This window comes from Janthinobacterium sp. TND4EL3 (assembly GCF_900156175.1).
Taxonomy (GTDB): domain Bacteria; phylum Pseudomonadota; class Gammaproteobacteria; order Burkholderiales; family Burkholderiaceae_D; genus Janthinobacterium.
Genome location: NZ_FTMV01000003.1, coordinates 171815 through 192144, shown reverse-complemented (window position 1 = coordinate 192144; position 20330 = coordinate 171815). Strand labels below are relative to the sequence as shown.

At 65.2% G+C, this 20330-nt stretch carries 22 protein-coding genes; 8 read left to right on the top strand and 14 right to left on the bottom strand.

Annotated features, from left to right (window positions below):
• Positions 1-43: 43 nt before the first annotated feature.
• The 6 genes from BXA07_RS06825 (at position 44) to BXA07_RS06800 (ending at position 4587) form a co-directional block, all read left to right on the top strand.
• Entirely contained in the window at positions 44-511 is a 468-nt protein-coding gene (locus tag BXA07_RS06825; RefSeq protein ID WP_076566795.1) for a universal stress protein, read from the top strand.
• Positions 512-667: 156 nt separating this feature from the next.
• Positions 668-1312: a response regulator gene (locus BXA07_RS06820; protein ID WP_076566793.1), complete on the top strand. Its 645-nt coding sequence runs from the start codon at positions 668-670 to the stop codon at positions 1310-1312.
• Between the two features lie 334 nt (positions 1313-1646).
• Complete coding sequence (locus BXA07_RS06815) at positions 1647-2453, top strand: Crp/Fnr family transcriptional regulator (RefSeq protein WP_076567127.1); 807 nt, start codon at positions 1647-1649, stop codon at positions 2451-2453.
• Between the two features lie 244 nt (positions 2454-2697).
• Entirely contained in the window at positions 2698-2895 is a 198-nt protein-coding gene (locus BXA07_RS06810; RefSeq protein WP_076566792.1) for a hemin uptake protein HemP, read from the top strand.
• A gap of 83 nt (positions 2896-2978) precedes the next feature.
• Positions 2979-3305 carry a hypothetical protein gene (locus tag BXA07_RS06805; protein ID WP_076566790.1) on the top strand — a complete coding sequence of 109 codons (327 nt, stop codon included), beginning with the start codon at positions 2979-2981 and terminating at the stop codon, positions 3303-3305.
• Positions 3306-3357: 52 nt separating this feature from the next.
• Entirely contained in the window at positions 3358-4587 is a 1230-nt protein-coding gene (locus BXA07_RS06800) for a DUF2325 domain-containing protein (RefSeq protein WP_083708075.1), read from the top strand.
• A gap of 23 nt (positions 4588-4610) precedes the next feature.
• Here BXA07_RS06800 and BXA07_RS06795 read toward each other — a convergent pair whose 3' ends face one another.
• Complete coding sequence (locus BXA07_RS06795; protein ID WP_076566789.1) at positions 4611-5579, bottom strand: IS1595 family transposase; 969 nt, start codon at positions 5577-5579, stop codon at positions 4611-4613.
• A gap of 241 nt (positions 5580-5820) precedes the next feature.
• Between BXA07_RS06795 and BXA07_RS06790 the strand changes: the two genes are divergently transcribed.
• Both BXA07_RS06790 and BXA07_RS06785 read left to right on the top strand, forming a co-directional pair.
• Positions 5821-6534, top strand: a complete 714-nt coding sequence (locus tag BXA07_RS06790; protein ID WP_076566787.1) for a sensor histidine kinase — start codon at positions 5821-5823, stop codon at positions 6532-6534.
• 62 nt (positions 6535-6596) lie between these two features.
• Entirely contained in the window at positions 6597-7112 is a 516-nt protein-coding gene (locus BXA07_RS06785) for a DUF6265 family protein (protein ID WP_076566785.1), read from the top strand.
• 42 nt (positions 7113-7154) lie between these two features.
• Here BXA07_RS06785 and BXA07_RS06780 read toward each other — a convergent pair whose 3' ends face one another.
• The 13 genes from BXA07_RS06780 to BXA07_RS06710 form a co-directional block, all read right to left on the bottom strand.
• Positions 7155-8453 carry an NAD(P)/FAD-dependent oxidoreductase gene (locus BXA07_RS06780; protein ID WP_076566783.1) on the bottom strand — a complete coding sequence of 433 codons (1299 nt, stop codon included), beginning with the start codon at positions 8451-8453 and terminating at the stop codon, positions 7155-7157.
• Between the two features lie 15 nt (positions 8454-8468).
• Complete coding sequence (locus tag BXA07_RS06775) at positions 8469-8969, bottom strand: hypothetical protein (protein ID WP_076566782.1); 501 nt, start codon at positions 8967-8969, stop codon at positions 8469-8471.
• A gap of 92 nt (positions 8970-9061) precedes the next feature.
• Entirely contained in the window at positions 9062-9835 is a 774-nt protein-coding gene (locus tag BXA07_RS06770) for a hypothetical protein (protein WP_076566780.1), read from the bottom strand.
• Positions 9836-9906: 71 nt separating this feature from the next.
• Complete coding sequence (locus BXA07_RS31590; RefSeq protein ID WP_083708074.1) at positions 9907-11562, bottom strand: methyl-accepting chemotaxis protein; 1656 nt, start codon at positions 11560-11562, stop codon at positions 9907-9909.
• A 203-nt stretch (positions 11563-11765) separates the two neighbouring features.
• A complete protein-coding gene (locus BXA07_RS06750) occupies positions 11766-13145 on the bottom strand; it encodes a multicopper oxidase family protein (protein ID WP_076566778.1) in 1380 nt (459 codons plus the stop codon).
• Positions 13146-13147: 2 nt separating this feature from the next.
• Complete coding sequence (locus BXA07_RS06745; RefSeq protein WP_076566777.1) at positions 13148-14518, bottom strand: TolC family protein; 1371 nt, start codon at positions 14516-14518, stop codon at positions 13148-13150.
• Between the two features lies 1 nt (position 14519).
• Entirely contained in the window at positions 14520-14885 is a 366-nt protein-coding gene (locus BXA07_RS06740) for a hypothetical protein (RefSeq protein ID WP_076566775.1), read from the bottom strand.
• Positions 14886-14998: 113 nt separating this feature from the next.
• A complete protein-coding gene (locus BXA07_RS06735) occupies positions 14999-15427 on the bottom strand; it encodes a hypothetical protein (RefSeq protein ID WP_076566773.1) in 429 nt (142 codons plus the stop codon).
• Positions 15428-15468: 41 nt separating this feature from the next.
• Positions 15469-16008 (bottom strand): hypothetical protein, encoded by a 540-nt coding sequence (locus tag BXA07_RS06730; protein WP_076566771.1) that lies wholly within the window; start codon positions 16006-16008, stop codon positions 15469-15471.
• The gene (locus BXA07_RS31725; RefSeq protein WP_348532955.1) at positions 16008-16100 is read right to left on the bottom strand and encodes a DUF2474 family protein; all 93 of its coding nucleotides are present in this window, start codon (positions 16098-16100) and stop codon (positions 16008-16010) included. The genes BXA07_RS06730 and BXA07_RS31725 overlap by 1 nt, the downstream gene beginning before the upstream one ends.
• Positions 16101-16150: 50 nt before the next feature.
• The gene (cydB, locus tag BXA07_RS06720) at positions 16151-17158 is read right to left on the bottom strand and encodes a cytochrome d ubiquinol oxidase subunit II (RefSeq protein ID WP_076566768.1); all 1008 of its coding nucleotides are present in this window, start codon (positions 17156-17158) and stop codon (positions 16151-16153) included.
• On the bottom strand, positions 17148-18581 hold the full coding sequence (locus tag BXA07_RS06715; RefSeq protein WP_076566766.1) for a cytochrome ubiquinol oxidase subunit I: 1434 nt from the start codon (positions 18579-18581) through the stop codon (positions 17148-17150). The genes cydB and BXA07_RS06715 overlap by 11 nt, the downstream gene beginning before the upstream one ends.
• Before the next feature lie 154 nt (positions 18582-18735).
• On the bottom strand, positions 18736-20301 hold the full coding sequence (locus BXA07_RS06710) for a GGDEF domain-containing protein (RefSeq protein ID WP_348532953.1): 1566 nt from the start codon (positions 20299-20301) through the stop codon (positions 18736-18738).
• Positions 20302-20330 lie beyond the last annotated feature (29 nt).

Genomic DNA, 20330 nt, shown 5'->3' with positions numbered 1-20330 from the left:
TAAGAGGAGTCGCGCGCGCCGGTCCACTGCCCAAGGAGCTGCCATGTATAAGAAAATTCTGATCGCCACGGACGGCTCCACCGTCTCCAACCTGACGGCCTGCGCCGGCGTTGCCTTTGCCGAACAGATGCATGCCGACATCCTGGCCCTGTACGTGGCGCCCGAATACCAGTATCCCGTGTACATCGAGATCATTCCGCCCAGCTATCCCAGCGAAGAGGAATACCGGATCGCCATGCGCAAGGCGGGCGCCGACCACTGGCAGCCCATCCTCGACGCGGCCGCCAAGCGGGGGCTGGAAGCGACGGGACTGACGGCGTTTTCCGACAGCCCGGCACTGAAGATCGTGGAGGTGGCGCAACTCCAGCACTGCGACCTGATTTTCATGGGTTCGCATGGCCGCAGCGGCTGGGGCCAGTTGTTGCTGGGCAGCGTCACCAACAAGGTGCTGTCGCATTCCAAACTGCCCGTACTGGTGCACCGGCTGATCAAGGAACCCTCGCCGCAATGAGGGGTCACATGGCAACGGGGGCGGGCCGCGCCAGCACAGTGAGAAACAGGCTGACATGCGGCCATTTTCAGTTAATATGACAACCTTTCTCGTTTCTTAACATTTGGCCGTCCACGGACAGCCAGAGCTGATTGCACGCTTCCAGATTGCACGCCTATGATACGCATTGTGATTGCCGACGACCACACCATCATGCGCGAGGGCTTGAAGCGCATCCTCGACGGCGCGCCGGACATCGACATCGTGGGCGAAGCCATCGACGGCTTCGAAGTGCTCAACCATGTGCGCCAGGGCGGCTTCGACCTGCTGCTGCTCGACCTGTCCATGCCGGGCCGCAGCGGCGTGGACCTGATCCGGCAAATCCGCAGCGAGGCGCCCAAGCTGGCCATCCTGATCCTCACCATGCACGAGGAAGAACAATATGCCGTGCGCGCCATCCGCGCCGGCGCGCAAGGCTATCTGACCAAGGAAAGCGCGGGCACGCAACTGGTGGGCGCCATCAACATGGTGGCCTCGGGACGTCCCTACATCAGCGCCGAGGTGGCCGAGCAACTGGTGCTCAACATCATGATGCCGAATGAAAGCCTGTTGCACAAACAGCTGTCGGACCGCGAATTCGAAGTCTTTTCCCTGCTGGTGGCCGGCAAGTCGATCACGGAAATCGCCAACCACCTGCACCTGAGCGTGAAGACGGTCAGCACGCACAAGACGCGCATCATGCAAAAGATGGGCATGAGTTCGCTTTCGGAAATGGTGCAGTACGCCGTGGCCCACCGGCTGCTGTCCCCCTTCAAGACCTGAGCCAGGCGGCGCAGGCCGCGCGTAGGAACAATCCTACACCCGCTACCACGGCTCCTACCGCCATATTCAGCCACTGCTGATATTAATTCCATACGGTTGTTGGCATACTGAAACCAGTAATCAAGTTGCTGGGAAGTTACTTCATCACGCAGCAAGTCTTCAGCGAATTGAGCATTACCTGCCAGGACGCGCGCCGCCAGCCCTCTGCCGTGCCCGCCGCCTTGCGCACTCCGTCAGTCAACTCTGAATTACCTGTTACCAGGAGATGAACATGCTGTCCACGCAAACGCCTGAAAACCGTCCTGCCTCACCAGCACTGCCCCCTTCCACGCCGATGGAAGCGGGGCGCCAGCGCCAGGGGCGGCTATGGTCGAACCTGAAGGAAGTATGCGACTTGCTGCATATTTCCAGCGCCTGCACCATCGCCGCCGACGAGCTGCTGTTCCAGCACGTGCAATTCAAGACGGGCCAGCGCGTGCACACGATAGGCCAGCCCTTCGACACCCTGTACATCGTCAACTCGGGCTTCCTGAAAACCGTGCTCATCGACGAATTCGGCAATGAACAGGTACTCAGCTTTCCCATGAAGGGCGACATGCTGGGCGTGGACGGCATCCACTCGCGCCATTACTCGTCCGAGGCCGTGGCCCTGTCCGACTGTGACCTGATTTTGCTGCCGTTCAAGAAGCTCACGGCGCTGGGCCGTGTCCACCTGGAACTGGAAAACGTCATGTATGGCGTGATGAGCCGCGAACTGGTGCGCGAACAGGCGATGATCGGCATGCTGGGCGCCCTCAGCGCCGAAGCGCGCGTGGCCCGCTTCCTCGTTTCGCTGGCGGACCGCTTCGGCCAGATGGGCTATTCGAGCAAGCTGTTCAACCTGCGCATGACGCGCCATGAAATCGGCAGCTACCTGGGCCTGACCCTGGAAACGGTGAGCCGCACCTTGTCCGCCTTCAATGAAATCGGCCTCATCACGGTCGACCAGCGCACCATCGGCATCAAGGACCCGGACGCCCTGAAGACCCTGCGCCGCCTGCCGCCGTCGCGCTCGCGCGCCAAGCAGCTGGCCGCCGCCAAGCTGAAAGCCGATGCGGCAGCTGCCGCCGACGCCTCGGCGCAATTGCTGGCCACCATTTAGCCCCCCCTTCCTCAAGCTTGGCACAGGCTTGACCCGGCCGAGGCATGCAATGCTTCGCCGGGTCTTTTTTGCTGTCCTCCCCCGTCTCCCGCACGCTGGCGCCGCTGCGCGCCACGCCCCGCCAGCCCCCTCCCCCGTCAGTCAAAAAAAACCTGCATCCGGTACAAATAAGCCTTGCTTTTCGGGCCACATTCAACAATAATGCAAATACGAATCATTCTCAACTGAGACAAAGAAAGCCAACATGCAAAGCTCAAAACCAGCCTTGATCCAGGATGCCGCCAGCGCACACGTCCGCCCTCCCGTCAGCGTGGCGCAAGCGGCGCGCCGCATCACCAGCGAAGCGCTGCTGCAGCAGGGCCGCGAAGTGGAGATTGAGCACAGCGGCAAGATTTACCGCCTGCGCGTCACCCAATTGAACAAGCTGATCCTGACTGCCTGATAGCGCCGGCAGCCAGCCACCCCATACGCCAGCCAGTCGCGCCCCGCGCGCCAGCCAGCCAAACCACCGCACAGGAGCGTTTGATGGCGAACGATCATACTGACTCGATGTTTTCTTCCACGAAGGGGCAACAGCCGGAATTGATGCTGTCGGCCGTGCTGCACCTGATGTCGCACTACCATGCGGGCAGCCCCTGCGCCAAGCTGGCCGCCGTCATCGAACGCCATTTGCAAGTACTGTCCGGCTTGCCCGACCTGGCTCCCGTGCTGCAGGCAACCTGCCAACAGCTGTCGCAGCAATGGGCCGCCCTGGTGGCCCAGCACCGCCCGGCCCCGCCCAGGACCACCGTGCTCGACCGTCTTGCACGCCTGCTGAGCGCCAGGCGCCCCGCCTCGCCCCTGCCGCAATAATTTTTCCAACATCGCCCACCGCCCACCGCCCACCGCCCAACAGGATATCGCCATGTGTGACAAAGACCCGTCCCTGCCCGTCATCAGCAATTGTTCCAGCGGCGAGGCCGATACGGCAGCGCTCGCTTCTCGCCGCCGCCGGCTGTGGGAACTGTCGCATACCTGCCATTGCCCGCTGGTGGGCGTCGGTTTGCCGCTGGGCTACCTGCGCAAGCTGGTGGGCAAGATGACGGGCGGGCGCGTGCTGGCCGACGACTACGAGGTGCACGTGGGCGCCGTGACGGAATGCGGCGCGCGCAACCGCCTGTCCGAAGCACTGCAAAAGGAACTGGAACGCCGCTACGCGCCCGTGATCCTGCGCTTTCGCGGCGCCAAGTCCACGCAACAGGTGGCGCAGCTGTGGCGCGCGGCCGTCGCCAACGGCGACGTGGCCGGCGCCTTCTGGGCCGGCCTGACGCACCCGCGCTGCGATGCCGAACTGGAAGAGCAGATGTGCCGCGACCTGCACATGATCCAGCACCAGGCGGGCGCCTGCGTGCGCGCCGACATGGGCAAATTTACGGCCTTGCAGGAAGAAAATGCGCGCCTGGCGCAGGAACTGGCCAGGCTGCAACAGCGCAGCCAGGCCATGCTGACGGAAAAGACGGGCGAACTGGAACGCCAGGAAGCGATGCTGCTGCGCGCGCGGTTTGACTCGATCAGCAAGGACAGCGTCATCGAGGAGTTGCGCCTTGAGCTGGCGCAATTGCAGGCCGCCGTCCCCGCGCTGGAATCGCGCACGCGCCTCGTCGAACGCCTGGCGCAGATGGATGAGCGCGAGAAGGAATTGCGCCAGCAAATCGCGGACTTGAAACAGGCCCAGCCGCGTGCTGGCGCCGCCGCGCCGCCGCCGGCGCCCAAGCTGGAAGTGCCCACGGGCGGCAAGCTGAAAATGCCGATCCGCCTCGTCGATCGAAGCGTGCTGTGCGTGGGCGGGCGCAGCGGCAATGTCGCCACCTACCGCGCCCTGATCGAGCGCGTGGGCGCGCAGTTCGCCCACCATGACGGCGGCCTGGAAGACAATGCCAACCTGCTCGATTCCAGCCTGGCGGCGGCCGACCTGGTGATTTGCCAGACGGGCTGCATCAGCCACAGCGCCTACTGGCGCGTGAAGGATTATTGCAAGCGCACGGGCAAGCGCTGCGTCTTCATCGACAACCCCAGCATCTCCAGCCTGGCGCGCGGCTTGCAGGAAGTGAGCGGGCAAATGGACACGGCGCCGCCGGCAGCGGTCCAGCCGTAAGCGGGCTTGCCCAATCAAAAAGGCTATGTCACCGTCAGGTGTGGGAATGCTCCCACCGTTGCTTTCAATAACGCTTCTGGCGAGCGGATGCGCCCGGCGTCCAGTATCCAGCGCCATCCCAGGTAACTCGGCAGGTAGCGGCTGGCCACGCCATGGAAGATGCGCAGCCATTCCCGCAAGCGGCTGTGATACGCGTTGACGTTCTGCACGTGGGCGGCGCCCTGCACGCGGATGCCGGCGTGCAAGTTGACGGCCTGGTGGCTGATGCCCGCTTCCGCAGCGAAGGCCCGGTAGGCGGCATGGCCGTCGGTGACCAGCAAGACGTCCTTGTCGATCACGGGTGGCAGGCAGGCATGCAGTTGCACCTTGGTCAGCGCCCCTTTTCCCGTGACGAAGTCGAGGGTTTGCCCTGTGCGGTCGCGCGCCACCACGATGCAGACCTGTTCACTGGAAATGCCGCGCTGGCGGGCGTGGCCGCCCCGGCGGCGTGCCGGACGCGCCAGATGCCTGGATCCCTTTTCCGATTCCAGCACATACAGCTCGTCGGCCTCGGCGATGCCGTGCAGGCACAGCGGCCGGTCCGTCCTGGCGAGCGTCAAAAACCGGTGGCGCCAGCGGAAGGCGGTGTTGCGGTGCACGTTCAGTTGTCGCGCTGCCTGGCGCACGGAAGCCGATGCCAGCAGGCAGGCGGCGTAGGCTAGCCACAAGGTCTTGTGGCGCAGGCGCGCCAGCGGCGTGCCGGTGAGCGCATTGAAGGTGCGCCCGCACGGCACGCAGCGGTAGCGCTGCAGTCCGTGCGCATGGCCGTGCCGGTGCGCATGGCTGCTGTTGCAGGCGGGACAGTGTAGCCGCTGCCGGGCCACGCTTTCGACCAGTGCCACGGCGGCGTTCTGCGATCCTGCCCCGCGCAGCAGGGTGGCGCTGGCCAGACGCTGGCGACGGCTCAGTGCGGCGAACTGGGCGATGAAGGTTTTCCATTCGACTGGCTGCATGAAAGGCTCCCGTTTGTCCGATATGTACAGTCAGACAGCCGGGGCTGAGGAAAATTCCTGGCGTTCCCCCTACTTAGCGGGGACAGAGCCAAAATATTGTCTATCATGTAAAAGTGATGGGAGGAGATTAAAATTGCTGAAAAGACAGAAATTTTCCAGCCATGCGCCCCGCGATGGAATCCTCATGTATGATCCACACCTTGAATCCGGTCGTATCATTTCACTATTTTCACGGGGCGCCATGTCCGCACATACAGATCCGAACAAGGAAGCGGCCCAGGCCGATGCGGACCGCGCCGCCGACCTCAGCGAATTGCTGGGTCACGTCAACACCAGCTGGGACAATGAACGGCGCGCCCTGTCGCGCCAGCTGCACGACAGCCTCGGCTCCTCGCTGACGGCGCTGACCATGCATTTGTCGCTGCTGACGCAAAAAATGCCGCAGGAAGCGGCCCTGCTGGACCGCGCGGCGACCATGAAGCAATTGCTGCTGAACGTGATCGAGACGAACCGGCAAATGCAGATGAAGCTGTGGAATGACAAGCTGGAGTTTCTCGGCGTCAATGTCGCGCTTGGCGAACTGGCCACGCAATTTGCCGAACAGCACAAGATCACCGTGCGCTGCAGCTTGCCCGAAGATGAACTGATCTGCCCGCGCAACGTGGGCGTGGCCCTGCTGCGCACCCTGGAAGAAGCGCTGAGCAACATCGCCGCGCACGCCAACGCCACGCAAGTCGATATCATCATCGACGACAATGACGAAGCGCTGATGATGACCGTCAAGGACAATGGCGTGGGCCTGCCAGCGAGCGAAGCGGTGGAAATGAGCAAGCACGGCCTGCGCGCCGTGCGCGAACGCGTGCATTACCTGGGCGGCACACTGCATCTGGCGGCCAATCCGCAAGGCGGCACGGCCCTGACCGTCGTCTTGCCGCGCATTAGCCCGAAAGAATAGTCCTTGCCAGAACACTGCCGGGGCACCCCGAACCGCAGAACGATTCGATGACAGGAGACCGCATGCAAGGACTGATCCCCGCCGTGCTGGCAGCACTGCTGACTCTGGGCAACGCCCAGGCTACCGAAAAAACCGTGCCGCCGCCGGAAACCGTGGACAAGCTGGCCTGGCTGGCCGGCTGCTGGAATGTCGACGGCGCCGAACCCGGTTCCGGGGAGCACTGGAGTACGGCTGCCGGCGGCACCCTGCTCGGCACCAGCCGCACCGTCAAGGGCGGCAAGACGACGGCCTTCGAGTTCGTGCAGATCCGCCTGACGGAACCGGGCCAGCTCGCTTACATCGTGCAGCCGTCGGGAGAGCCGCCCGTGATCTTCAACCTGTTGCGCCAGGACAAGCCGAATGAATTCATCTTCGCCAACCTGGACAATGACTTTCCGAGCCGCATCACCTACCGCCGCGACAGCGAGCGCATCTTGCACGCCAGCATCACCGGTACCCTGAAGGGCAAGCTCACCACGATCGATTTCCCCATGACCCGGGCCCGCTGCGAGGCAGCGCCCCTGGCGCGCAGCAAATAAAAAGGGGCCCTGCGGCCCCTTTCTGCTCTGATAGCAAGCAGCTCAATGCAGCTTGACCTGCGGCGTGCTGCGCTTGATCAGGAAGCGGCCCATGGCCATGACGGCCGTGCGCACGCCGCCCAGCACGGCGTTGTGGTGCATCAGGTGCAGGCTCACATACATCATGCGCGCGACAAAGCCTTCCACGAACCAGCTCAGGCCCTTCAGCGACCCCATCAGCGTGCCCACCGACGTGGTGCGGCCAAACGACACGAGCGAACCGTAGTCCAGGTATTCGTATGGCTTGGTTTGCGGCGGCTTGCCCTTCGCTTGCAGCAAAAAGGTTTTCAGCAGGTAATCGGCCTGCTGGTGGGCCGCCTGGGCGCGCGGCGGCACCAGCTTGCCGTCCGGCCCCATGCAGGCGGCGCAGTCGCCCAGCGCGAAGATATTCGCGTGGCCCTGCACATTGAGCATGCCCGTCACTTCCAGCTGGCCGGCGCGGTTGGTGGGCAAGCCCAGCGTAGCGAGGAATTCCGGCGCGCGGATGCCGGCCGCCCACACGCAGATGTCGGCCGCATAGCTGGTGCCGCTGGCCACCGTCACCTTGTCGGGGTCGATGAACGTCACGCGCGTCTCGGTCACCACGGTGATGCCGTGCTGGTGCAGCAGTTTCGAGGCGGCGATGGAGACGCGTTCGGGCAGCGGCGCCAGGATGCGCGGCGCCCCTTCGAGCAGGGTGATGCGCACGTCCTTGATGGCGTTGAGGTTCTGGAAACCATACGCGGCATACACGCCGCTCGCTTCGCGCAGCTCGGCCGCCAGTTCCACGCCCGTGGCGCCGCCGCCGATGATGACGATGTCGACGCCGGGATTGCCCGCGTCGCCCTGGCGCTGCTCGGCCATGGCCAGCAGCTTGAGCAGGGTCAGACGGAAACGTTCGGCGTCTTCCGTGGCGTTCAGGGAAATCGTGTTTTCCTGGGCGCCGGGCACGCCGAAGTAATTCGAGGTGCTGCCCACGGCCAGCACCAGCTGCTCGTAGCGGACCGTGCGCTGCGGCAAGAGCTGCTCGTCCTTGTCGGTGGCGATGGCGCCCACGGTGAGGCTGTTGCTGGCCGCGTCGAGCGCGATCAGGGGGCCATAGACATAGGTGAAACCATTGTCATGCGCCAGCATCTGGTATGACAGCCCCTCCTGGTGGATATCCAGGGTGCCGGCCGCCACTTCATGCAGCGATGGTTTCCAGATGTGATACAGACGGCTGTCGACCAGTGTCACGTGGCCGGGGCCGAGCTTGCGGCTGAGTTTGCAGGCCAGCTCCAGGCCGCCTGCTCCTCCCCCTACGATGACGATTTTACTGTGCAAATATCCTCCTGCGTGTTAATCCCTGTGCCCGTTGCCGTTGCCGTGGCCGTTGCCATTGCCGTTGCCGTTGCCGTGGCCCTTGCCCGGCTTGTTGTCATGCTTGTCGCGCCTGTCGTCATGGCGGTCGTCGCGGCGGTCGTCATGACGGTCGCGGTCGCGGTAGTCGGGGCGGCCATGGTCGCCGTGCTGCTGGCGGTAACGGGGCACATACTGGTTGTTATACCAACTATCTTGTACGAAATATACCTCTTGGTTACAGGCATTATACTTGCGGCAGTGCTTGGACCAGTGTTTCGCATGGCCGGGCGGCACGCGCAGGTAGATCGGATGGCCGGTGTAGTACTGCGGGCGCTGCACGATGACGGGCTGGGCATAGATCAATTGCGGCGCGGGATAGTCGCCGATGTCGAGGCGGCCGTAAAAGCCGGGCTGGCCGACCGTGACGGAGACGCCCACCTGGGCGACAGCGGCGGTGGCTGCCGACAGCAGGACGGCGGCGAGAATGAGGGTTTTCATGGGGCACTCCTTTTATCAGTTATGCCGCAATTGTAGACCTTGTGTGACCAACTGTTTGTGCGCAAGGACACATAAGGAATCCCGTCGCAATCTCACCACAACTTGCCCAAAGGCACGACCAGGCCGCTGAACAGCGACCAGTCCGGCGACGCCGCCGTCAAGCCGCGCGCCATGCCGACGTCGATGGCCAGCCGCGGCGTGGGGCTGTAGGTGGCCGCCAGCAAGAGCTGCGCCGTGGCCGGCGCGCCGCGCAGACGCGTGCCCGACACTTCCGCCGTGGCGCCCCAGCGCGCGCTGACGGGCGTGGAAAAGGAGGCCGCCCAGCCCGTCTGCACCCGGCCCGACACCGGGTCCGATGCGCCCAGGCGCGTGGCATTCACATTGGCGTCCATGTGCACGGCGCCCAGGTCGCGGCTGAAAATGCCGTTCAGCGACACATCGCTCTTGCCGCTGCCGATGCTGTCCTTGGCAGTGGGCAACTTCCAGCCCAGCTCCAGGCCCAGCGCCGTGGCGCTGTCGAGTTCAAAGGCGCGCTTGAGCACGAACGTCGTGTCGCCCGCGCCCGTCTCGCGCCGTCCCGTTGCATCGCGCGCGCGCACGACACCTTCGCCTTGCAGCAGCAAGCCCCATTCGGGCGTAAACGCCAGCTTGAAGGTATAGGGCAGGCTGGCGCGGCGCGTGTCGTCCGTTTTCGACAGCAGGCCGCCCGCCTCGAATTCCAGCTGGCCCGGCACGGGCAGCTGGGCGGGACTGGCGACGGAAGGCCGGTAAGGCAGGATGGGAGCGCTATCCTGCGCCTGCGCCTGGGGCGCCAGGGTCAGCAGCAACAGCGAGCAAGACAAGGACGACAGGAAAGCAGATGGCATGGAAAATCCGGAAGTGGCAAACGCGCAATACCGACAGCCTACCACCAAGCCCAGGCGTCCGTGTTGCGCCGTCAGGCGAGGCGGCGCACGCCCGGCCTGGCCGCGGGCGCGGGCCGGCGCAGCGGCGTGACATTGCTGGCCGCCGCCACGGCGATGCCTTCGGCCTGGGCGTGCAGGCGGAACACGCCCACCAGCTCCGTCAGGGTCTGCGCCTGGTCCTGCAGCGATTCGGCAGCGGCCGCCGCCTCTTCCACGAGGGCCGCGTTTTGCTGCGTCACCTGGTCCATCTGCAGCACGGCCTGGTTGACTTGCTCGATGCCGGCGCTCTGTTCCGCGCTGGCGGCCGTGATTTCCTGCATGATGTCGGCCACCTGGCGCACGCTGGTAACCACCTCGTCCATCGTGTGGCCCGCGTCACGCACGAGCCTGGCGCCCACTTCCACCTGCTCGACGGAGTCGCCGATGAGGGTCTTGATCTCCTTGGCCGCGCTGGCCGAGCGCTGGGCCAGGTTGCGCACCTCGGCCGCCACGACGGCGAAGCCCCGTCCCTCCTCGCCCGCCCGGGCCGCTTCCACGGCCGCGTTCAAGGCCAAAATATTGGTCTGGAAGGCGATGCCGTCGATGACGCTGATGATGTCGACGATCTTGCGCGACGAGGCATTGATCGATTCCATGGTCTGCACCACCTGTCCCACCGCAGTGCCGCCCTTGCCGGCCACGTCGGATGCGGCGCCGGCCAGCGCATTGGCCTGGCGCGCGTTGTCCGCATTCTGCCGCACGGCCGAGGTCAGCTGCTCCATCGAGGAGGCTGTTTCTTCCAGGGAACTAGCCTGCTCTTCCGTGCGCGACGACAGGTCCAGGTTGCCCTGCGCAATTTCGCTCGACGCCGTATGGATGGTGTCCGTGCCCGAGCGCACCTGGCTGACGATGGCCACCAGCTTGTCGCGCATCGCTTGCATGGCAAACAGCAGGCTGGCGTCGTCATGGCTGGCCGTGCGGATCTCCACGGTGAGGTCGCCCTCGGCAATGGCGCCGGCGATCTTCACGGCATAGGCCGGCTCGCCGCCCAGCTGGCGCGTCAGTCCCCGCGTGATCAGCGCGCCCAGCGCCAGTCCGGCCGCCACGCTGCCCAGCACGAGGGCGAGCATGAAGGTGCGGCTCGTCTGGTACACGCTGGACGCCTGCTCGGCCGCCGCCCTGGCCCGCTCTTCTTTCTGCAAGGACAATTTATCGAGCACGCTGTCGAGCTCATCAGCATGCTGGCGCGTCTTGTCCAGCAGCTGCGTCAGGTTCGCGCTGCGCTGCGCCAGCGGTTCGCCCGCCGCCAGGGCCAGCGCCTGCTGCATGGTGGCAATGTACTCGGCTTCGACAGCGGCGAACCGGGTAAACAGTTCCTTGGCGGCCGGCGTGACGAACAGCGGTTCGGCCTTGGCAAGGTAAGTCTTATTCAATTCGAGGAATTTGCCGATGTCGGCCTGGCGCGTGGCGCGCTCCTCGGCGGTTGTGGCCAGCAGGTAATTGCTGCGCGCGCGGCCCACCTTGATCAGGGCGATATTCGCTTCCTTGATGTACGACAGCCCCAGCAATTCATTGCTGTACATCCTGGCCGCCATGGTGTCGATCTTGCCCATGTTGAAAATACCGATGCCGGCCACGATGGCGCCCAGCAGCGCCACGCAGCAGAATGCCGCCAGCAGGCGCGTGCCCACCTTCATCCGATTCAACATGATTCCTCCGATGGCCTGGCGGCCGGTACGCAACGGGACTTCAGATTGAATATAAAGAAAAAAGCAGGGGGAAAATGCTCAAATTGTCACTAAACAACATTTCATTGATTTATAGCAACATGCAAAACGGCTTGCCGTGCTAGGCAAGCCGTTCAGGCAGGTGCTGAGTGGCCCGTATTAGCGGCCCGTGTCAGCGGCCCGTATCAATGGCCCGCGTGTGCGCCTGGCTTGCGCACCGTCATCTCGACGCCGCCTTTGGCCGCCTTGCCCGCGCCCTGGCCCCGCACCGGTTCCGGCAAGGCGCCCGTCCATTCATAGGCCACGCTGCCGGCCGGGTGCTTGTACCAGCCGGGGTCGCGGTAGTCGCCCGGTTTCTGGTCCTTGCGCACCTTGACCGTGGTAAACATGCCGCCCATGCCGATGGCGCCAAACGGGCCGTCGCCGGCCATCATCGGCAGGGTATTGTCCGGTATCGGCATCTGCATCTCGCCCATGTCGGCCATGCCCCGCTCGCCCATCACCATATAGCCGGGCACGAGCTGGTTGACCTTCGCCGCCACGCCCTGGTGGTCGACGCCTATCATGGTGGGCACGTCATGCCCCATGGCATTCATCGTATGGTGCGACTTGTGACAGTGGAAAGCCCAGTCGCCCAGGTCCGTGGCCGTGAATTCCACGGCGCGCATCTGCCCCACGGCAATGTCGGTCGTCACTTCGGGCCAGCGCGATTCGGGGCGCGTCCAGCCGCCGTCCGTGCCCGTCACCTCGAATTCATGGCCATGCATGTGGATCGGGTGGTTGGTCATGGTCAGGTTGCCCACGCGCACGCGCACCTTGTCGCCCTGGCGCACGACCATGGGATCGATGCCGGGGAAGACGCGGCTGTTGAAGGTGAACAGATTAAAATCCGTCATCGTCATGATCTTCGGCGTGTAACTGCCCGGGTCGATGTCGTAGTTACTCAGCAGAAAGACGAAATCGCGGTCCACCTTCATGAAATGCGGGTCTTTCGGGTGCGTCACCCAGAAACCCATCATGCCCATGGCCATCTGCGTCATTTCATCCGCATGCGGGTGGTACATGAAGGTGCCGGGCCGCTTGGCGACGAATTCATAGACGAAGGTCTTGCCCGGAGGAATGCCCGGCTGGGTCAGGCCCGTGACGCCGTCCATGCCGTTGGGCAAGCGCTGGCCATGCCAGTGCACGCTCGTGTGTTCGGGCAATTTGTTGGTGACGAAGATGCGCACGCGGTCGCCCTCCACCACTTCGATGGTGGGACCGGGCGACTGGCCGTTGTAGCCCCACAGGTTGGCCATCATGCCGGGCGCCAGCTCGCGCACGACGGGTTCGGCCACCAGATGGAATTCCTTGACGTTGTTGTTCATGCGCCAGGGCAAGGACCAGCCATTCAGGGTGACGACGGGGTTGTACGGACGCCCGTTCGGCGGCGGTGGCGGCGCCTTCGTGTCCGCGCCGGCCATGCTGACGGCTTCCGGCAGGGACGCCGCACCCACGCGGCTCACCGCGGCCGCACTCAGGGCGACGGCGCCCGCGTTCATGAAAAAGTTTCTACGTGTAATCATCATTATTCCTTTGCCGCAGTGGCCGCACCTGGGCCGCTGCCGTTGATGGCCGATTGCAATTCGGTTTGGGCGATCCAGAAATCGCGCTGGGTCTCGATGGCGCTGTTCACGCTGGCCACCTGCTCGCGCGCGTCGGCCAGCAGCTCGAACACGCTGGCCAGCATGCCGTTGTAGCGCAGCAACACTTCATGCGAGATCGTCTTGCGCAGCGGCACGACTTCATCGCGGTAGTGGCGCGCCAGGTCGTAGGCCGTGCGGTAGCTCGAATACGCTACGCGCACTTCCGAGCGGGCCTTCACAGCCGTGCCCGCCGTGCGCTGCAGCGACTGCTCGTACAAGGCTTGCGCCCTGGCGTTGCGCGCCGCGCCCCAGTCGAACAGGGGCAGTTCCAGCGAGACTTCATAGCCGTTTTCGCGCGGCGCCTCGCTCGTGCTCTTGTTGGTATAGCCCACGTCGAGCACATTGATGAAACCCGTGACCTTGGACAGGCCCAGTGCACTGGCCGTCGCATGGACGTCGAGTTTCGCGCTTTGCACGTCGAGGCGCTGCTCCATGGCCTGCGCCTCGATATTGCCCGCGTCGGCCGGCTGGGCCGGCAAGTCGGGCAGGCGCGACGGCAAAGTGAACGCCGTCTGCCTGCCCCACAGGCCCAGCAAGCGCGTCAGGTGCTCGCGCGTCACCAATGCCTGGTGGCGGGCGCGGGCCAGGTCGCTGACGGCGTCCGCGTAAAACACTTGCTGGCGCGCCTGGTCGAGGCGGCTCCAGTTGCCCGCCTGCCGCAGGCGCGTGGCCAGTTCGGCGCCCGCCTCGGCCGACAGCAGCGCCCGCTGCATGAACGCTTCCGTCTGCACGGCGGCCACGGCGCTGAAGTAGGCGCGGCGCGTGTCGGCCGCCAGCTGCACGGCGCTGCTGGCCGCCTGCAGCTTGGCTTGCTCGAAACGGCCCCGCTCGATGTTCACGCGCATCGGCATGGTCAAGAGGCCCGCCAGGTCGAAGCTGACGCCCCGGTCGATTTCATTGCCATGGCTGCCGTGCGAGCGGCCGAAGGACAGGCCCGGGTTGCGCAAGCGCCCCGCCTGCACCAGGTCCGCCTCGGACGCGCCCAGCTCGGCCAGCGCCACCTTCATGCCGTGGTTGTGCATCAGGGCGACGCGCACGGCGCTGTCGGCGTCCAGCGGCTGGGCCAGCAGAGAGGCCAGTTTTTCCTCGCCGCCCTTGTCCGTCAATGCCGCGGGGGCGCCCGTGCGGGCGTCGGCCAGCGCGGACACCGTCTGCATGCCGCCATCGGGGCTGAAGCTGGCGCAGCCAGTGAGCAGCAAGGCGGCCGCCAGCGCCAGCGGCGTCAGGCAAGTTGATTTTGTGAAACGTGCCATCTCAGTGTCCTTCATGCTGGTGTTGCGGGGCGGGCCGGGCAGCCGGCTTGGGGCTGGACTTCTCCATCGGCATGGTGTGCCCTTCCATCTGGTGGCCCTGCATCTTGTGGCCCTCCATCTTCATCATGCCCATGTGGCCGCCGGCGTCGCCGACTTTCCGGTTCAGGGCGCGCCAGGCCTGGTCGGGCGTGGCGTCCTCCTCGGCGGCGGGACGGTAGCCGGCGAAGGCGGAGCGGTAGGCGACGGCCGGCACGGGCGCTTGCGCCTCCTGCGGGGCGGACGGGGACTGGGACTGCGCAGCGGCGGCCAGCGGCAGCGCGGCAAGCGCAACACCGGCGGCCAGCGCGAGGCTGATTAATTGCTTCATAGTATTTCCTTGAATGACGGGGTGTGGCGCGGCGGGCGCGCCGTCGGAACGCGGGGGACGGCCGGCACGGCCGCGATGGGCGTGCCGCGGCCGCACCGCCGGGTTACGGGCGGTCAGGCGGAGCGCGTGCTTCTCGGGGGACGTTCGGGACCAGGCGGGATATGCCCGGCGAACAGGGAATCGGGCGCCAGCGCCGGGGGCGGCGCGCGCAGGGTCAGGGCTTGCAGGGCGACCATGGCGGGCGGCGCCGTGGCGCCCACGGTGCAGGCGCCGTGGTTGCTGCAATCGTGGCCAGGGTGGCCGGCGCCGCCATCGTCCATGGCCATGTGCAGCGGCTGGTCCTGCATGTGGGACATGCCGGCCATGTCGCCCATGTCGTGGCACTGGGGCGCCTCCGGCGCGACGGCGGCGACCGTGACCGCTGCCGCCAGCTCGTCCACGCAGCAGCTGCGCATGGCCGACGCAAAGCCCTGCAAGGGCAGCGTGACGGCCAGCAGCCAGAGCAGCGAGCGGGCGAGAAAGCGGAAAAAGGCGCGGTTCATGGCATGACTATAAACCTTCCCACATGAGGAAGGTCAAGCCCCTATTTGCGCCCGCCGCCGTGCGTCAGCCAGATGACGTAGGCGCCGTAATAGCCCTGCCCTTCCAGGACGACCTGGCCCTCGGCAAAGTGGATGTTCTCCACTTGATTGACGGTAAAATACGCGCGGCCATCGGCCGCCTCCACGTCGCCCACGCAACGGGCGCGGGGCCGGCAGTAGCCGCTGGCGCGCCCGATGGCCCGCATCAGGTCGCCGATCATGAAGTCGTACATCATGTCGGCCAGCAGCGGCCGGTGACCCGCCAGCATGGCCGTGATGTCGGGGTAGCCGGCCTGCATGAGCTCGGGCAAGTCGCTTTCCTCGTACTGCAGGTCGTCTTCGCGGCAATCCTGCACGAAACTGTTGAACGGTTCGTCGAGCAGTCCCGCCAGCGCCGCTTCCGGCACGCTCAGGCGGAACGGGTGCAGCGGCAGCACGCTGTGCTGGCCGTAATTGAGTTCGCGGCAGTCGAGCAAGGCCAGCGGGTGGGGCTGGCCAGCGACCTCGCAGCGGATGCCCGATACCTGCGATACCTGCGCCATCAGCTGCCCATTCCCGCCGCCCGCATCAGCAGGCGCATCGCCCAGGCGGCCAGGCTCAGGGTGGCCACGCTCGCCAGCCAGATGCCGGCCATCCACGCCAGTCGCTTCCGCCATGATTGTTGCCCTTGTTTAAATTGTTTCATCAATGATAGCCATCTTCCGGCAAGACTTTGCCACGAAACACATAATATGACCACACCGTGTACATCAGGATCACGGGAATGATGAACAGCGCGCCCACCAGGGTAAAGCCCTGGCTTTGCGGCGGCGAGGACGCCTCCCAGATCGATACCGACGGCGGGATGATGTTGGGCCACACGCTGATGCCCAGGCCCGTATAGCCGAGGAAGACGAGCGCCAGCGTGCACAGGAACGGCGCCGTTTGCTGGCCGCGCCGCAGGGCGCGCAGCAGCAGCCAGCCCGCGCCCGCCACCAGCAGCGGCACGGGCAGGAAGCAAAACAGTTGCGGCAGCGCAAACCAGCGCGCGGCGATGGCCGGGTCGACCAGCGGCGTCCAGACGCTGATGACGGCGATCACGCCCAGCAGCAGCCACACGAGCACGCGCGTGATGCGCCCCGCGCGCGCCTGCAGGCCGCCCTGCGTCTTCATGATCAGCCAGGTGCTGCCCAGCAAGGCATACGCCGCCACCAGTCCCGCGCCCGTGAACAGCGAGAACGGCGTGAGCCAGTCCAGCGCGCCGCCCGCATAGCTGCGCCCCTCCACCGGCATGCCCTGGATGTAGGCGCCCAGGGTCACGCCCTGGAAGAAGGCGGCCGCCACCGAGCCGAGGATAAACGCCTTGTCCCACACATGGCGCTCGTGCTCGCGCGCCTTGAAGCGGAATTCGAAGGCCACGCCGCGGAAGATCAAGCCCATCAGCATGAAGCTGAGCGGCAAATAGCAGGCGCTGAGCACCACGGCATAGGCGAGCGGAAAGGCCGCCAGCATGCCGGCGCCGCCCAGCACCAGCCAGGTTTCATTGCCGTCCCAGACGGGCGCCACCGTATTCATCATCACGTCGCGCTCGCTCTTGTCCTGGAAAAACGGGTACAGGATGCCGATGCCCAGGTCAAAGCCATCCATCACCACGTACATCATGATGCTGAACAGGATAATGACGGCCCACAGTAGTGGCAGATCAATGCCCATGCGAATTTCCTCCTCGTGCTGGTTCTTCAAGATGCGCGGCAGAGATAGGCCGCGCGGGCGTGCGTTCCTGGCCGGGGCCGCCGTGTTCGACGCTCTCCCCTTCGTGCGGCTGCGGTCCCACGCGGATCAGGCGCAGCAGGTAGCCGATGCCCGTGCCGAACACGGCAAAATAGATGATGACAAAGAACACCAGGGTGATACCCAGCTGCGTGGCGCCGTGCGCCGAGACGGCGTCTTGCGTGCGCAGCAAGCCGTACACGGTCCACGGCTGGCGGCCGATTTCCGTCGTGTACCAGCCGGCCAGCATGGCCACCAGGCCGCTGGGCCCCATCCACAGCGCGCAGCGCAGGAACAGGCGCGAGCGCCACAGCGTGCCGCGCCAGCGCAGCCACGCGCTCCAGATGCCCAGCGCGATCATCAGCATGCCCAGGCCCGCCATCAGGCGAAACGACCAGAACACGACGGCGGAAGGGGGACGGTCGCGCGGCGCGAAGTCCTTCAGTGCGGGGATCGTGCCATTCCAGTCATGCGCGAGGATCAGGCCGCCCAGGCGGGGGATTTCCACCTTGTACAGGGTTTCCTCGCGCGCCATGTCGGGCCAGCCGAACAGGATCAGCGGCGTGCCCTCGCCGCCCTTGTTTTCCCAGTGGCCTTCCATGGCGGCCAGCTTGGCCGGCTGGTGCTCGAGCGTGTTCAAGCCGTGCAGGTCGCCGATCACGGCCTGCATGGGCGCGACGACCAGCAGCATCGACAGGCCCATGGTCATCATCTTGCGGATGGCCGCATTGTCGTTGCCACGCAGCAAATGCCAGGCGGCCGAGGCCACCACCAGCAAGGCCGTGGCAAGGAAGGCGGCCACGCTCATGTGCAGCAGCCGGTACGGGAACGAGGGGTTGAAAATGACGGCCAGCCAGTCCACGGGCACGATCCTTCCGTCGATGATTGCATGGCCCTGCGGCGTCTGCATCCAGCTGTTCGAGGCGATGATCCAGGTGGCCGAGATCAGGGTGCCGAGCGCCACCATGGACGTGGCGAACATGTGCAGGCCGGGGCCGACGCGGTGCCAGCCGAACAGCATCACGCCGAGGAAGCCCGCTTCCAGGAAGAAGGCCGTCAGCACTTCATAGGCCAGCAGCGGCCCCGTGATGCTGCCCGCGAAATCGGAAAAGAAGCTCCAGTTGGTGCCGAACTGGTAGGCCATGACGAGACCGGAGACGACGCCCATGCCGAAATTGACGGCGAAAATCTTCGACCAGAAGTGGTACAGGTCGCGGTACACGGCGTCCTGCGTGCGCAGCCACGCCGCTTCCAGCACCGTCAGGTAACTGGCCAGGCCAATCGTGATGGCAGGAAAAATGATGTGGAATGAGATGGTGAAGCCGAACTGGACGCGCGCCAGTTCCAATGCCGTAAGCCCTAACATGTGTTGCCTTCCCGACGTGTGACGTCTGTTTTACCCAGGCCTCCACTCTAGGCTTTGCGGGCAAAACATAACAGACTCAGAAATCGGAGAAAACATAGGATCAGTTTGACCTTTGCCGAATGACAAGGTCAAACCGGTCAGGCACAAATGCGCTTCAGGCCGGCTCCGTGATGCCCACGCAATTGCGGCCGTTTTCCTTGGCCACGTACAGGGCCGCGTCGGCCGCCAGCAGCACGGCGTCGGCGCCGCCCGCCTTGCCCGCCGCCTGCTCGGACGACACGACGCCCAGCGATACCGTCACGGGGCCGGCGCCGGGGATCTCGGCGGCGGCCACCCGCGCGCGCAGGCGTTCGGCCACCTGCAGCGCCACGTCGAGGTCGGCGTCGGGCAGCAGCATGATGAATTCGTCGCCGCCATTGCGGCACAGCACGTCGGCATCGCGCGAGCAGGCGCGCATCAGCTGGGCCAGGCGCAGGATGACTTCATCGCCCACGGCGTGGCCCCAGCGGTCGTTGACTTGCTTGAAATGGTCGATATCGATGGCGATGACGGAAAATGGCCGCGCCTGGGCCTGCCAGGCGTCGAGCGCGGAGGCCATGCCGCGCCGGTTCGACAAGCCCGTCAGCGGGTCCGTCTGCACGTCGAATTTCAGCTTGCCGATCTTTTGCTGGAGCAAAGACATTCCCACCAGCAAGGCGCGCTTGATCTGCGCCGCTTCCAGATACCAGGCGCGGATGCCGCCGATGCGCTCGGCCATGCCGGGCGCGTCCATGCGGCTGGCGCCTTCGGCCAGTTGCACCAGGGGCCGCGAGATGAGGCGCGCCAGCCACCAGATGAACGGCAGGCTGAGCAAGGCGATGGGCAGGGAATGCCACAGGGTGTTGAGCATCAGCTGGTTCAGCGGCTCCAGGGTCGCGGCCGTCGGGCGCTGGGCCACGATGCCCCAGCCCGTCGACGGCAGCACGGCATAGCCGGCCAGCATGTCCGTGCCCTTGCTGTTGACCGTGCTGCCGCTGCCGCTTTCCTGCCGCAGGATGGCGTCGATCACGGCGTTGTCGCCGGCCACTTCGCCGACCCGCAAGGGATCGGGATGGTAGAGCAGCCGGCGGCTCCGGTCGACGACGAACAGATACGAGCCATCGCGGTAGTAATGTTGCCCCAGCAACGTGAACAGGATGTTCTTCTGCTTCAGGTAAATCGAACCGCCCACGTAGCCGAGGTAGCGGCCGGCGTCATCGAAGACGGGATGGGAGATGAAAACGACCAGGTTGCCGACCGAGGACAGGTAGGGCCTGGTAATCAGGGGCCGGCGTTCGCGCAGGGCCTGGCGCGCGCCTTCCGACGCCAGCTGGCTGTTCTGCAAGGCCAGGGTTTCGGGCGACACGGCCAGCACCGTTCCCTGCGCGTTGACCACCAGGACGGAGTTGAAGCTGTTGGTCTGCCCGCGCAGGCGCTCCGCTTCCGCCTTGAGGGCGGCCGGATCGGCAAAATGCCGCGGCAGCAGGCGGGCGCTGTAGGCCAGCTGCTGGCGCGTCGCCTGCAGGAAATTCTCCGTGCTGCTGGCCAGTTTCTGCGCGTACGCGTGATTCGCCTCCAGGGTGGTATCGATCAGCAGCTGGCGCTGCACCTGATACGTGGCATGGAAGCTGTTCAGCAGGGAGATCACCGCGCTGGCAAACGCCACCAGCACGATCAGACGGCGCAGATTGATGCGCAACACAGGTTGCGCCACAGGTTGTAGCGGCATGA

Excerpts from the sequence above, each read along its gene's own strand:
- BXA07_RS06825 (WP_076566795.1), top strand. The coding sequence starts at position 44 with ATGTATAAGAAAATTCTGATCGCCACGGACGGCTCCACCGTCTCCAAC.
- BXA07_RS06805 (WP_076566790.1), top strand. The coding sequence starts at position 2,979 with ATGGCGAACGATCATACTGACTCGATGTTTTCTTCCACGAAGGGGCAA.
- BXA07_RS06740 (WP_076566775.1), bottom strand. The coding sequence starts at position 14,885 with ATGAAGCAATTAATCAGCCTCGCGCTGGCCGCCGGTGTTGCGCTTGCC.
- BXA07_RS31725 (WP_348532955.1), bottom strand. The coding sequence starts at position 16,100 with ATGGCCGGCATCTGGCTGGCGAGCGTGGCCACCCTGAGCCTGGCCGCC.
- BXA07_RS06820 (WP_076566793.1), top strand. The coding sequence starts at position 668 with ATGATACGCATTGTGATTGCCGACGACCACACCATCATGCGCGAGGGC.
- BXA07_RS31590 (WP_083708074.1), bottom strand. The coding sequence starts at position 11,562 with ATGTTGAATCGGATGAAGGTGGGCACGCGCCTGCTGGCGGCATTCTGC.
- BXA07_RS06745 (WP_076566777.1), bottom strand. The coding sequence starts at position 14,518 with ATGGCACGTTTCACAAAATCAACTTGCCTGACGCCGCTGGCGCTGGCG.
- BXA07_RS06735 (WP_076566773.1), bottom strand. The coding sequence starts at position 15,427 with ATGAACCGCGCCTTTTTCCGCTTTCTCGCCCGCTCGCTGCTCTGGCTG.
- BXA07_RS06790 (WP_076566787.1), top strand. The coding sequence starts at position 5,821 with ATGTCCGCACATACAGATCCGAACAAGGAAGCGGCCCAGGCCGATGCG.
- BXA07_RS06715 (WP_076566766.1), bottom strand. The coding sequence starts at position 18,581 with ATGTTAGGGCTTACGGCATTGGAACTGGCGCGCGTCCAGTTCGGCTTC.
- BXA07_RS06770 (WP_076566780.1), bottom strand. The coding sequence starts at position 9,835 with ATGCCATCTGCTTTCCTGTCGTCCTTGTCTTGCTCGCTGTTGCTGCTG.
- BXA07_RS06775 (WP_076566782.1), bottom strand. The coding sequence starts at position 8,969 with ATGAAAACCCTCATTCTCGCCGCCGTCCTGCTGTCGGCAGCCACCGCC.
- BXA07_RS06795 (WP_076566789.1), bottom strand. The coding sequence starts at position 5,579 with ATGCAGCCAGTCGAATGGAAAACCTTCATCGCCCAGTTCGCCGCACTG.
- BXA07_RS06730 (WP_076566771.1), bottom strand. The coding sequence starts at position 16,008 with ATGGCGCAGGTATCGCAGGTATCGGGCATCCGCTGCGAGGTCGCTGGC.
- BXA07_RS06800 (WP_083708075.1), top strand. The coding sequence starts at position 3,358 with ATGTGTGACAAAGACCCGTCCCTGCCCGTCATCAGCAATTGTTCCAGC.
- cydB (WP_076566768.1), bottom strand. The coding sequence starts at position 17,158 with ATGGGCATTGATCTGCCACTACTGTGGGCCGTCATTATCCTGTTCAGC.
- BXA07_RS06815 (WP_076567127.1), top strand. The coding sequence starts at position 1,647 with ATGGAAGCGGGGCGCCAGCGCCAGGGGCGGCTATGGTCGAACCTGAAG.
- BXA07_RS06785 (WP_076566785.1), top strand. The coding sequence starts at position 6,597 with ATGCAAGGACTGATCCCCGCCGTGCTGGCAGCACTGCTGACTCTGGGC.
- BXA07_RS06810 (WP_076566792.1), top strand. The coding sequence starts at position 2,698 with ATGCAAAGCTCAAAACCAGCCTTGATCCAGGATGCCGCCAGCGCACAC.
- BXA07_RS06750 (WP_076566778.1), bottom strand. The coding sequence starts at position 13,145 with ATGATTACACGTAGAAACTTTTTCATGAACGCGGGCGCCGTCGCCCTG.